This window comes from Nonomuraea sp. NPDC003709, assembly GCF_040610775.1.
Lineage (GTDB): Bacteria > Actinomycetota > Actinomycetes > Streptosporangiales > Streptosporangiaceae > Nonomuraea > Nonomuraea angiospora_A.
This window is the reverse complement of record NZ_JBEXMW010000049.1, coordinates 18,298-30,302: the sequence shown is the minus strand read 5'-3', so window position 1 is coordinate 30,302 and position 12,005 is coordinate 18,298. Positions and strand designations below refer to the sequence as shown.

13 protein-coding genes are annotated in these 12,005 nt (G+C 72.8%); 7 read left to right on the top strand and 6 right to left on the bottom strand.

Annotated elements, in window-relative coordinates:
- Positions 1-10: 10 nt before the first annotated feature.
- Both ABZX61_RS62920 and ABZX61_RS62915 read right to left on the bottom strand, forming a co-directional pair.
- On the bottom strand, positions 11-907 hold the full coding sequence (locus ABZX61_RS62920; RefSeq protein ID WP_355212154.1) for an ABC transporter ATP-binding protein: 897 nt from the start codon (positions 905-907) through the stop codon (positions 11-13).
- A gap of 18 nt (positions 908-925) precedes the next feature.
- Positions 926-1,549, bottom strand: coding sequence for a helix-turn-helix domain-containing protein (locus tag ABZX61_RS62915; RefSeq protein WP_355212151.1), 624 nt, complete (start codon positions 1,547-1,549; stop codon positions 926-928).
- A gap of 138 nt (positions 1,550-1,687) precedes the next feature.
- Here ABZX61_RS62915 and manA point away from each other — a divergent pair, with 138 nt between their 5' ends.
- Positions 1,688-2,845 (top strand): mannose-6-phosphate isomerase, class I, encoded by a 1,158-nt coding sequence (manA, locus tag ABZX61_RS62910; protein WP_355212148.1) that lies wholly within the window; start codon positions 1,688-1,690, stop codon positions 2,843-2,845.
- 55 nt (positions 2,846-2,900) lie between these two features.
- A complete protein-coding gene (locus ABZX61_RS62905; protein WP_350743043.1) occupies positions 2,901-3,503 on the top strand; it encodes a flavin reductase family protein in 603 nt (200 codons plus the stop codon).
- Here the strand turns inward: ABZX61_RS62905 and ABZX61_RS62900 are convergent.
- Positions 3,500-5,065 (bottom strand): FAD-dependent oxidoreductase, encoded by a 1,566-nt coding sequence (locus tag ABZX61_RS62900; protein WP_355212145.1) that lies wholly within the window; start codon positions 5,063-5,065, stop codon positions 3,500-3,502. The genes ABZX61_RS62905 and ABZX61_RS62900 overlap by 4 nt on opposite strands.
- A gap of 95 nt (positions 5,066-5,160) precedes the next feature.
- On the opposite strand from ABZX61_RS62900, the gene ABZX61_RS62895 reads away from it, so the two are divergent.
- Both ABZX61_RS62895 and ABZX61_RS62890 read left to right on the top strand, forming a co-directional pair.
- The gene (locus ABZX61_RS62895) at positions 5,161-5,751 is read left to right on the top strand and encodes an XRE family transcriptional regulator (protein ID WP_355212142.1); all 591 of its coding nucleotides are present in this window, start codon (positions 5,161-5,163) and stop codon (positions 5,749-5,751) included.
- A gap of 31 nt (positions 5,752-5,782) precedes the next feature.
- Positions 5,783-6,367, top strand: coding sequence for a hypothetical protein (locus tag ABZX61_RS62890; protein ID WP_355212139.1), 585 nt, complete (start codon positions 5,783-5,785; stop codon positions 6,365-6,367).
- Positions 6,368-6,601: 234 nt separating this feature from the next.
- Here the strand turns inward: ABZX61_RS62890 and ABZX61_RS62885 are convergent, their stop codons facing one another.
- Positions 6,602-7,060: a VOC family protein gene (locus ABZX61_RS62885; RefSeq protein ID WP_355212137.1), complete on the bottom strand. Its 459-nt coding sequence runs from the start codon at positions 7,058-7,060 to the stop codon at positions 6,602-6,604.
- 164 nt (positions 7,061-7,224) lie between these two features.
- Here ABZX61_RS62885 and ABZX61_RS62880 point away from each other — a divergent pair, with 164 nt between their 5' ends.
- Positions 7,225-8,256, top strand: a complete 1,032-nt coding sequence (locus ABZX61_RS62880) for a TIGR04222 domain-containing membrane protein (protein ID WP_355212134.1) — start codon at positions 7,225-7,227, stop codon at positions 8,254-8,256.
- A 15-nt stretch (positions 8,257-8,271) separates the two neighbouring features.
- Here ABZX61_RS62880 and ABZX61_RS62875 read toward each other — a convergent pair whose 3' ends face one another.
- Positions 8,272-9,165, bottom strand: a complete 894-nt coding sequence (locus ABZX61_RS62875) for an ABC transporter permease (protein ID WP_350743055.1) — start codon at positions 9,163-9,165, stop codon at positions 8,272-8,274.
- Between the two features lie 142 nt (positions 9,166-9,307).
- The gene (locus ABZX61_RS62870) at positions 9,308-10,135 is read right to left on the bottom strand and encodes an IclR family transcriptional regulator (protein WP_355212131.1); all 828 of its coding nucleotides are present in this window, start codon (positions 10,133-10,135) and stop codon (positions 9,308-9,310) included.
- 214 nt (positions 10,136-10,349) lie between these two features.
- Between ABZX61_RS62870 and ABZX61_RS62865 the strand changes: the two genes are divergently transcribed.
- Positions 10,350-10,760: a RidA family protein gene (locus ABZX61_RS62865; protein ID WP_355212128.1), complete on the top strand. Its 411-nt coding sequence runs from the start codon at positions 10,350-10,352 to the stop codon at positions 10,758-10,760.
- A gap of 86 nt (positions 10,761-10,846) precedes the next feature.
- A complete protein-coding gene (locus ABZX61_RS62860; RefSeq protein ID WP_355212125.1) occupies positions 10,847-11,854 on the top strand; it encodes an aminotransferase class V-fold PLP-dependent enzyme in 1,008 nt (335 codons plus the stop codon).
- The last annotated feature ends 151 nt before the right edge of the window (positions 11,855-12,005 follow it).

Here is a 12,005-nt window from a genome sequence, read left to right as displayed (position 1 = left end):
CCGTCCGGGGTCAGCCCACGCTCTCCGCGTGCCGCTCGTAGTGGCGCAGGAACAGCTCCTCCAGCGTCGGCGGCCGGCTCACCAGGCTGCGCACGCCCGCCTCCGCGAGCCGGCGCAGCGCCGGGTCCAGCGCCACGCCGTCCACGCTGAACCGCACCCGCCCGTCACCGGCCCGCAGGTCGTGCACCCCGGGCAGCTCGGCCAGCCCGTCCGGCGGCCCCGCCAGCTCGGCCTCGATCGACGTGCGGGTCAGGTGCCGCAGCTCCGCCAGCGTGCCCGTCTCGACCGTGCGGCCGTCCCGGATGATCGTCACCCGGTCGCACAGCGCCTCGACCTCGGACAGGACGTGGCTCGACAGCAGCACCGTACGCCGCGCCCGCTCCTCCCTGACGCACTCCCGGAACACCTCCTCCATCAGCGGGTCCAGGCCGGACGTGGGCTCGTCCAGGATCAGCAGCTCCCCCTCGGAGGCCAGCGCGGCGACCAGGGCCACCTTCTGCCGGTTGCCCTTCGAGTACGTCCGCGCCTTCTTGCGCGGATCCAGGTCGAACCGCTCCAGCAGATCCGCCTTGCGCCGCGCGTTCAGCCCGCCGCGCAACCGGCCCAGCAGATCGATCACCTCGCCGCCCGACAGGTACGGCCACAGCGTCACGTCGCCCGGCACGTACGCCAGGCGGCGGTGCAGCTCGCCCGCCTCCGACCACGGGTCACCGCCCAGCAGCCGGGCGGTGCCCGAGTCGGCCCGCACCAAGCCCAGCAGGATCCGGATCGTCGTGCTCTTCCCCGCGCCGTTCGGCCCCAGGAAGCCGTGCACCTCACCGGCCCGCACACCGAGATCGAGCCCGTCCAGCGCCCTGGCCGTCCCGAACGACTTCACCAGCCCCTTCACCACGATGGCGTCACTCATGGTGGTGCTCCTCCAGATTCACGCGGTCGCGCCCCGATCGAGGGCCTTCCTGGCCTTGGCGGCCTCCTCCAGGCTGAGCAGCGGGTGAGAGTAGAGGTCCACGATCACCCGCATCAGCTTGACCTGCCCCTCCGGGCTGGTCAGATCCACACCCATGCCACGCTCGACGTGCCGGCGCAGCACCGTGGCCGACAACGCCATCGCCGCGATCATCGTCGAACGGGACCGGGCGTCCACGTCGGGAGGATCGGGACGGCTCCTGTCGGCCTCGGCGATCCACCCCTCGCCGAGATCCACCATCTCGTCGAACAGCGGCGCCGCCCACCCCTCCGTCAGCGCCCGCGCCAGATAGGGCTGGTACGGGCCCAGGACGGCGGCCGGGTTGAGCCCGGCGCCGTAAGGGTCGCTCGCGGCCTGCTCGCTCAGCCTGCGGATCGTCTTCATCAGCTGCTCGTCGCACGCCTCGCGCAGCGCCTGCTTCGAGCCGAAATGATGGCGCACCAGGCCCAGCGACACGCCGGCGCTCTCCGCGATGTCGCGGATCGTCGCCCGCTCGAACCCGTGCTCGCCGATGTGCCGCATCGCCGCGTCCCTGATCCGCGCACGCGCCGTGAGATCCTCCGGATCCGGTACGGTCGTCATCCCGTTCCCCTGTATAGCTCGCTGTTCATCTGAAAAGCAGACTATACCCGTGTATAGCAGCCCCGCAACGCGGCCCCCGGCTACGCACATCCGGCCGTCTCGTTCTACGCTCCAAGCACGACGATCGGAGACAACGCCGTGCCACAGCCCGACCCGGCGCCCATGCGCCTGGCCACCGCCATCCGCCCCTACGACTGGGGCTCGGTGACGGCCCTGCCGCAGCTCTTCGGCACCGAGCCCACCGGCCGGCCCCAGGCCGAGCTCTGGATGGGCGCCCACCCCGGCGACCCCTCCACCGTCGGCGGCACCCCGCTCAACGAGCTCATCGCCGACGACCCCGCCGGCACCCTCGGCGAGGCCACCGCCGCCCGCTTCGGCCCCGCCCTCCCCTACCTGCTCAAGGTCCTGGCCATCGAACGGCCGCTCTCCCTCCAGGTCCACCCCACCACCGAGCAGGCCCGGGCCGGGTTCGCCGACGAGGACGCCCGCGGCGTCCCCATCGACGACCCCGCCCGCACGTACAAGGACACCTCGCACAAACCCGAGATGGTCTGCGCGATCACCCCCTTCCACGGCCTGTGCGGCTTCCGCGACCCCGCCGCCACCGCCGCCCTCCTCGACCGTCTCGCCGTGCCGGACCTGGCCCCCTGGAGCGACCTGCTCAGAGCGGGCGACCTGCGCACCGTGTTCGCCCAGATGCTCGACGACGCCCACGAGCCGCTGCGCGCCCAGGTCGAGCACGCCCTGCGCGAGTCCGACGACCCCGGCCTGGCCGTCTACGGCGACCTCGCCCGCGCCTGCCCCGGCGACCCTGGCGTCACCGCCGCGCTCCTGCTCCACCACGTCAACCTGGCCCCCGGCCAGGCCCTCTATCTCGGCGCCGGGGTCCCCCACGCCTACCTCGGCGGCATCGGCGTCGAGATCATGGCCAACTCCGACAACGTGCTGCGCTGCGGGCTCACCACCAAGCACATCGACGTGCCCGAGCTCATGCGCGTCGTCGACTTCACGCCGTCCGCCCCGCACCTGGTCCGGCCGGAGCAGGACACGCCCGGCGAGCACCGCTACCGGCCGCCGGCCCCCGAGTTCGCCCTCACGCGCTACGACCTCGACAGCCCCCACACGCTGCCCGGAGGCGCGCCCCAGATCGTCGTCTGCATCGACGGGGAGGCCCGCCTGGCCGGCCTGACGCTGCGGCCGGGCGAGTCGGCGTTCATCCCCGCGGCTGCTCCGTCGGTGCCGCTTGCCGGGAAGGGGACGGCGTACCGCGCCGAGCCGGGCGCCTTTACATTGTAGATTCGCTACGACGTTTCGGTCCGGCGTTGAACGTCCCGTTCCTAGGCTCGCCCGCATGAACACTGTGACCATCGAGCCGAGCATCCTGTACTTCGGGACCCCGGTCGTCCTGCTCTCCACCGAGAACCCGGACGGGACGTTCAACCTCGCCCCGATGTCCTCGGCCTGGGCGCTGGGCCAGGTGATCGTGCTGGGGCTGGGCGCCGAGGGGCAGACCGCCCGCAACCTCATGAGCCGCCCGGAGGTGGTCGTCAACCTGCCCGCTCCCCACCAGTGGGAGGCGGTCGAACGGCTGGCGCCCCTCACCGGGCGGCACCCGGTGCCGGCGACCAAGCACGCGGGCTGCCGGTACGAGCCCGGCAAGTTCGCCGCGGCCGGGCTGCGGCCCGAGCCCTCCGAGACCGTGCGGCCGCCGCGCGTGGCCGAGTGCCCCCTCCAGTTCGAGGCGCGGGCGGAGCGGGTGGGCCACGACGTCTCGGGGTCGTTCGTGATCGCGGAGGCCGTCGTGAGCAGGGTGCACGCGGACCCGCGCATCGTGGTGCCCGGCACCCAGCACGTGGACCCGGGCACGTGGAGCCCGCTCATCTACAACTTCCGCCACTACTTCGGCCTCGGCCCCGAGCTCGGCCACTCCTACCGCAGCCAGACGCCCCGCTAGGGCAGCCGGCGGACCTTGAGCACGCTGTCCGTGCGGGCGCCGTGCCGGCCGTCCGGCTCGTCCTGGGCGCGCTCGTACTCCTCGCGGACCTGGACCTCCCACTCCCCCTCGGGCAGCCCGAGGGCGTCCAGGACCTCCTGCGCCGTCGGGAAGTGCACCTCGACGGGCGGGTTGTGCTCCCAGGACGGCCATCCCACGTGCCCGACGACCAGCAGCACCCCGCCGGGGGCGACCGCCGACGCGGCGGCGCGCAGGATCTCCTCGCGCGGCAGGTCCACGAACGAGTGCAGGAAGCAGGCGGAGACGAGGTCGAAGACGCCTTCGGGGAAGGACACGCCCAGGTCGTGCCGCTGCCAGTCGATGCGGTCGGCGACGCCCGCCTCCTTGGCGTGCCCGGCGGCGCGTTCGAGCGCCACGCCGGAGACGTCGGCCGCGGTGACCCGCCATCCCCTGCCCGCGAGCCAGATCGCGTCGCCTCCCTCGCCGGACCCCAGGTCCAGCGCCGTGCCGGGCTCGAGGTCCGACACCTCGCGGACCAGCGTCACATTGGGGTTCCCGCTCCAGATCCGGGTCTTCTCGGAGTAACGGGAGTCCCAGTACTCCTCCGGGGCGACATCCATGGCGGCGACGGCGCGGCGGGTCTCCTCGGCGACCAGGTCGGCGTTGATCGCCGCCGCCGCCCGCACCCCCGCCGCCGCGGCGCCGATGACCTGCTCGTTCAGGGTGGTCACGTTCCCCGCCACCCACACCCCGGGCACGCTGGTGGCGCCCATCGGGTCGGCGGGCACGCGGGTGCCGATCACGTGCCCGGACATCTCCAGCTCCTCCGTCTCCAGCCCCAGCGCCGCGAGCAGCCCTGCCTGGGCGGTGAGCAGGCCGGCGGTCGCCAGAGCCTGGCAGGCGACCACGCGCCCGTCGGCGAGCCGCACCCCGGACAGCCTGCCGTCCGTCACCTCCAGGCCCGCCACCTTGCCCTCGACCACGGTGACGCCCCTGGCGGCGAGCTGACGCCGCTGGTCGTGGTCGAGGTCGGGCGCGGTGTGCGGGAAGAAGGTCACGTCGGCGCTCCACTGCCGCCACAGCAGCGCCTGGTGAACGGAGAGCGACCCCGTGCCCAGGATCGCGATCGCCTGGTCGCGCACCTCCCAGCCGTGGCAGTACGGGCAGTGCAGCACGTCCTTGCCCCACCGCTCGGCCAGACCCGGCACGTCCGGCAGTTCGTCGGTCAGGCCGGTGGTGACCAGCAGCCGGTCCGCCTCGACCGTGGCGCCGTCCGCCAGCACGACGCGGAAGCCCCCGTCGTCGAGCCGCTCGGCGGTGGTGACGGTGCCGGTCACGATCTCCCCGCCGTACCCGATCACCTCCTCCCGGCCTGCGGCCAGCAGTTCGAGCGGCGAGAGTCCCTCGCGCCCCAGGTACGTGTGCACGCCCTCGGCGGGCGCGTTGCGCGGCCGGCCCGCGTCGACCACCAGCACCTTGCGCCGCGCCCGGCCCAGCGTGAGCGCCCCGCTCAGTCCCGCGGCCCCGCCCCCGACCACCACGACGTCGTACTTCGCGTCCATCTCGCCTCTCCTCACGGTGATTCCGATGTCCGACACTGTCCGCGTCCGGCGGCCGATTTGACAAATTTCATTGCCGAAATGGCAAAGTGGGTCGCATGGACGACCTCGACGACGTACTCCAGTCCGTGGGGCCGCGGCTGCGGTCGGTGCGCCAGGAGCGTGGCGAGACGCTGGCGCAGCTGTCCGCGAGCACCGGCATCTCCGTCAGCACCCTGTCCCGCCTGGAGTCGGGTCAGCGCAAACCGACCCTGGAGCTGCTCCTGCTGCTGGCCCGGGCGTACCAGGTGCAGCTCGACGAGCTGATCGACGCGCCGGTGACCGGTGACCCGCGCGTGCATCTGCGCCCCTTCAAACGGCACGGCACGACGTTCATCCCGCTGAGCCGCCGGCCCGGCGGGGTGCAGGCGTACAAGCAGATCCTCCCGCCGCACTGGCCGGGCTACGAGCCGGGGCCGCCGGACCAGAAGGTCCACGAGGGCTACGAGTGGATTTACGTGCTGTCGGGGCGGCTGCGGCTGCTCCTCGGGGAGCACGACGTGATCCTGGCGGAGGGGGAGGTGGCGGAGTTCGACACGCGGACGCCGCACGCCTCCGCCAACCCCGGCCCGGAGCCGACCGAGATCCTCGCCCTGTTCGGCCCTCAGGGGGAGCGCATGCACGTCCGCGCCCGCCCGACTGCCCGGTGAGCACCCGGTGCTCTGGTGCATGATGATGCACGTGACCGAGTCGGTGATGCGGTGGGTGCGGCGGCACCGGCCGGACGGCAACCCGCTGCGGCGGCGCTCCGACCGCCTGGAGAGCGCCGTGCTGCTCGTGACGGTGGTCCTCGTCCTGCTCAGCGTGTGGCCCGCGGCCGCGGCGGGGCGGCAGTCGTACGAGCACGCGCTGCCGGCGCTCGGCGACGGGCGCCAGGAGGTGGTGGCGACGTTGCTGGCGGACGCGCCGGTGACGCGCCTGTCGTTCGGGGAGGCGCCCCGGAGCGAGCCGGCCCCGGCGCACTGGACGACGCCGGCCGGGCTGGCGCGTACCGGCCGGGTGATGGCGCCGCCCCTGGCCAAGGCGGGCACGGAGGTGCGGATCTGGGTCGATCCCGGCGGCCGGCGGGTCAGCGCGCCGCCGAGCCCCGGCGACCTGCGGGTCACGGCCGTGGCGACGACGCTGCTGCTGGTGCTGGTGGCGGCGGTGGTCGCGGGGCTGGGGTTCGCGGGCTTCCGGCTGCTGCTCGACCGGGGACGTTACCGCGAGTGGGAGGCCGCCTGGTCGCTGGCCGACGCGCGGTGGCGGCGCCGGCGTTCGTCGTAGCCGCCGGGCCGTCGATTCCGTCCTATACCGAAATCGCATGCCCGGTCAGGGCCAGAGTCAAGGGCCTGCCCTGGTCAAGGGCGGTATTCACCCGAATCGCGGTGATCTCCGGGCGTCTAAGGTGTAGGGGATGGGAAGCGTCACCCGGATGAACGGGGTGCGGGCGCGGGGCGTCCTGCCCGGCCAGGCGGAGCTGGAGCCGCCACGGCCGGTGCGGGCGCCCCGCTGACGCACTCAGGCGTCGGTGCCGAAGCCGTCGAGCGCCTGGCGCTCCTCCAGGTCGCGCAGCTCCTCGAAGACCGTGATGTGCAGGCCCGCGGGCGCGTCCAGCCGGGCGTTCAGCGACTCCCAGGGCGTGACCGTGGGCGGCGCCACCTCCGTCGCACCCGCCGCCACCAGCCGCTCGGTGGTGCCCCGCGCGTCGTCCACCTCGAACGCCACCCGGAGCTTCGGCGCCACCTGCCGTCCCACCTCGACCTCGTCGATCATCTTCTTCTGCGCCGGGTTCGCGATCTCCAGCGTGGCCCTGCCGGCGTCCAGGATCGCCACCCGCGCGCCGTCACCGCCGGAGAACGCGGCCTGCTCGGGAAGGCCCAGCACGTCCCGGTAGAAGGCCAGCGCGGCCTCGTAGTCCTCGGCCTCCACCACCAGCCGGAGCTGCCGTACGGGGCGGTCGTCGGTGGGTGCGCTCATGCGATCTCCTCAGCGGGAATGCGGGCGTTCATTGCCTCGTGCAACCCACCTGCCCCGCCCGTTCATCCCGCTCGCATGGTTCGAGAAACCTCTAAGTGTTTCCGGGAACCCTCGCGCCTCCGGAAGAGTCCTTCATGCAAAGGGGCCGCCTCTGGGGAGGCTGTATGGACGGGGTCTTACACACGGCTGCCATCGTGCTGCTCGCGCTGGTCGTCCTCACCGCGATCCGGACGCAATTCGCGTTGTTCCGTGCCCGTTCCGTCGCGGCGCGCGGGAGCCACCGGCTGAGCGTCTACGAGGCGGCGTTCCTCGCGGGCGGGCCTCGGCGGGTCATCAACGCGGCGCTGGTGTCGCTGGTCTCGCAGGGCGGGGTGCGGGTGTCGAGCGAGGGGCTGGTCACGCCGGTGAAGGGGTTCCGCGTGACCAAGTCGGCGCCGGTCGAGCGGGCGCTCTACCGGCACGTGCGTTCGGGCGGGGGGCCGCACACGACGGCCGAGCTGCGGCACCAGACGGTCCGCGATCACGCGATGCGGCGGCTGGCGACGCCGTTGTGGCGGCAGGGGTTCCTGATGTCGCCGGCCGTCCGGACGCGGTCGCGGCGGCGTACGAGCTGGCTGGCCGTCTTCGCCGGGCTGGCGGCGGTCGTGGCCGTGGTGAGCCTGCTCCGGCGCGCCCCGCCGGCCACGATCGTGATCGCCGGGGCGGCCGCCGCCGTCGGCGTGCTCTGCTTCTTCCTGCTGCGGCGCTCCATGGCGAACCCGGTGACCAGGGCCGGGCGGGCCGCTCTGCGGCAGGCCGAGGTCGACGACCTGGCGGACGGGTCCTGGAAGGTCTCGGACGACGCCGGGGTGGTGGCGCTGCGGGGCCTCACCGAGCTGCCGGACCGGCGGCTGGCCGACTCGCTGGCCCGCGACACGCGGGCCAGGAGCCACCGCGGGGTGCGGACGGCGTGCTGCGCGCCCGGCCATTGCGGGTCGTACGGCGGCCCCGCCTACTCCTACGGCGACCCCTCGTACGAGGGCAGGTTCTTCGACTTCGGCGGCCTGTTCGACGGCGGCGGCGGGTCCCACGGCCATGACGGCGGCGGAGGCTGGGGCGGCTCCGACGGTGGAGGCGGTGGGTCCGACGGCGGGTCCGACGGCGGGTCCGACGGCGGGGGCGGTGGCGGTGGGTGCGGCGGTGGTGGAAGCCAGTGACGCCGCCGTTCCCGCTCAGCCCCGCCCGTAGCGGTCCTCGGCCCGCCAGAAGTACCAGAACCCGAAGATCAGCGAGAACACCGCCCAGAACACGCACGACAGCCACACCGTCCGCGGCGGGACGTGGCTCCCGATCAGGATGTCGCGCATCCACTCGATGTAGGAGGCCGCCGGGTTCAGGTACATCACCGTCGCCACCCACTCCGGCAGGCGGGCGCTGTTGACGACCTTGTCATGGATGGCGAAGAACACCCCGGACGCGTACAGCCACGTCCGCATGATGAACGGCAGCAACTGGCTGAGGTCCCGCACCGTGGACCCCAGCCTGGCCAGCACCAGCCCCGCCCCGATGTTGAACGACGTCTGCAGCGCCAGCACGATCGGCACCATCAGCCAGAACCACGTGGGGAACTCCCCCGTCACCGTCACGATCAGCAGCAGCACCCCCATGGAGATGGTGAGCTGCTGCAGCTCCTGGATCGTGTACGCCAGCGGCAGCGACGCCCGGGGGAAGTGCAGGGCGCGGATCAGCGACAGGTTGCCGGAGATCGACTTGGCGCCCGCGGTGACGGTCCGCTGCGTGTACGTGAACACGAACATCCCGGTCAGCAGGAACGCCGGGTAGTTGTCGATGTTCTTGCTGCCGCCGAGGATGAGGCCGAACATCACGTAGTAGATGGCCGCGTTCAGCAGCGGGGTGAGGATCTGCCAGAGCTGGCCCAGCGCGGACCCCGAGTATTTGGAGACGTTGCGCGAGGTCGCGTACGTCAGGATGAAGTGCCGCCGCTCCCACAGCTGGCGCGTGTAGACGGGCAGTCTCGGGCGCGCGATGGCGGGGCGCAGCCCGTGTCGCCTGGCGAGTTCGGCCAGTGACCCGCTCTCCGGCGGGGCGTTGTCCAGTTGGCTCATGAGCACCTCACTGCGTTGCGGTCCCCGGCCCCGGTCGTGGCGGCGCGCGCCCGTTCCCGATGCCGAGGCTAACCGATCAACCGGCGTCATCGCAGCTAGCGGGCGGTAGCCGTTTCCGTGCGGCGTGGCCTGGGCGGTGTCCTTATCGGGCGATGCAGGGACGCACCATCCCATCCGGCCCCGCGTGGGCCACGGCCCGCCCGCGCAGGAGGCCGGTCGCCATCGCGGCCGCTTCCCGGACCCCCATGGTCATCGTGGCCTGCCTCTCCTGGAACCGGGTCGTCGGGACGGACACCGTGAACGCGCCCGTCGGCGAACCCGCCTCGTCGAAGAAGGGCGCCGACACGCAGCACACGCCCTCGCTGAACTCCTCACGGTCCACCGCGTAGCCCTGCCTGCGCACCCGGGCCAGCTCGACGGTGAGGTGGTCGTGGTCGACGATCGTGCGCGGGGTGACCGCCTTGAGCTCCACTCCCTTGAACATCGCCGCCACCTGATCCTCCGGCAGGAAGGCGAGCACCGCCTTGCAGGAGGCACGCGCGTGCATGTGCCCGGTGTAGCCGACGTCGAGCTCGCCGACGCTCATCGCGCGCGGCCCGGAGATGTAGTGCTGCAACGTCAGCGTTCCGTGCTGCCAGCCGGAGATGTAGGACGTCTCATGCGTCCTGTCGTGCAGCCGGGCCAGGATCACCGCCAGCTCGGGCGCCGGTCCCGCCCGGCGCTGGAGGTGCCGGTTCAGCGACGCCGCCCGGTGGCCGACGTCGTACCGGCCACCGGGAAGGCGCACCACATAGCCGCCGGCCAGCAGCGTGCGCAGGAGGTGGTAGCAGGTGCCGAGCTTGATGCCGAGCTGACGGCTGAGCACCTTCGCGGTGGCGGTGCCGTCCGCGGCGGCCACGGCCTCCAGCACGTGCAGGCCGCGTTCCAGCGTGAGCAGCACGGTCTTCCCGCCGGCCTCCGGCTCGCTCATGTCCGCCTCCCTGTCAGGTCCCGCCGGGCGAGTACGCCCGCGGTCTCCATCATGGTGCGCCGGGCCCTGGCCACGTCAGCGGGGCGCGGTCGCGCCGAAGAGGGCGGCCCGATTTTCGACTATCTGAAATTCCGCAGGTGGACGCGTGATCCGGCCGGTCGCCCCCGCCTAGCGTTGTGACGCCCCAGAAACCGGCCCTCCGAGGAGAGACCCGATGATCCGCCGCTGGAATCCCCCCACGCTGGCCCCGCCGCTCGGCCAGTACAGTCACCTCGCCTCTGTGCCGGCGGACCATGAGCTGGTGATGATCTCCGGCCAGGTCGGCGCGCTGCCGGACGGCACCCTCGCGGGCCCGGACGCGGAGACCCAGACGCGGCAGATCTTCGCCAACATCGAGCTGCTGCTCGACTCGCTCGGCGCGGGGCCGCAGCACCTGGTGAAGCTGTTCACCCTGGTCGCGGGCGTCGAACACGTCGCGGGCTGCCGCGCGGCGCGGGCGGAGACGTTCGCGAAGTGGTACCCGGACGGCGACTGGCCCGCTCATTCGCTCGCGGTGGTCACGGCCCTGGCCGATCCGGCGCTGACCGTCGAGATCGAGGGCGTGGCCGCCCTGCCCCGCCGATGAGCCCGGAGGACTTCCGAAGGCTCTTCCCCGCGCTGCGCTCAACGGTATGGCTGGACACGCCGGGCGTTCCTCCCGGTGCGGACCCGGTGACCGAGGCCATGCACCGGGCCGTGTCCGACTGGTCCACCGGCGAGCTCGACTGGCCCGCCTGGGACGCGGCGGCGGCCCGGGCCCGCGCCCTGTTCGCCCGGCTGATCGGGGTCGAACCCGCCACGGTGTCGGCCCTCGGCTCGCTCTCCGAGGCCGCCGCCACGATCGCCGCGTCCCTGCCGCCCGGCCGGATCGTGGTGGCGGCCGAGGAGTTCCGCAGCAACCTGTTCCCGTGGCTGGCCCGGCACGACGTGGTCGCGGTCCCGGCGCGCGACGGGGAGACCCGGGTGGAGGACCTGATCGCCGCGCTGGACGACGACACCGTCCTGCTCGCCGTCAGCGAGGTGACCAGCAGGGAGGGACAGCGGCTCGACCTGCCCGCCCTGCGGGAGGCGACCGACCGCGTGGGCGCGCGGCTGTTCGTCAACCTCACGCAGTCGCTGGGCGCGCTGCGCTACGACCCGGCGGCCGTGCGCCCCGACTACCTCGCCGTACACGGCTACAAGTGGTTGTTGTGCCCGCGTGGCGCGGCCTGGCTCGTCACCAGGCCGGACCGGCTCGGCGGCCTGACGCCGCTCGCGCCGAGCTGGAAGTCCACCAGCCCCCCGCACGGCTACTTCGGCGGCCCCATGCGCTTGGCGGACGATGCCGGCCGGTGCGACACCTCCCCCGCCTGGTTCTCGTGGATCGGCGCCTGCGCGGCCCTTCGCCTGTTCCGCTCGCTGGACGCCGGCCGCGTCGAGCGGCACTGCCTCGATCTCGCCCGGCAGCTCACCGAGGAGGCGCGAAGGGCCGGGTTCCGGCGGGTGGTGAACGGCCCGCTCTCCCAGATCGTCGTGTTGCACACCAATCATGCCGACCGCCTCTCCGCGCGGCTGCGCGAACGGGGTGTGCGGGCGACCGCGCTCGGCGACCGCGTGCGGTTCGGTTTCCACTACTTCAACGACGAGGACGACGGACGGACGACGTTGAGCGTCCTCACGGACGGGAGGATCACGCCTTGAGGTAGGCGAGCACGGCCGGCACCAGCCGTTCGGCGATCTCCGCGTTGGAACGCCCCTCGGCCATGAGCCCCGGCACCTCATGAACGCCGAGGGGAGGTCGTCAAGAGCAAGTGGAAGTGGATCCTGGCTGTCGCCGTGGTCATCAACGTCC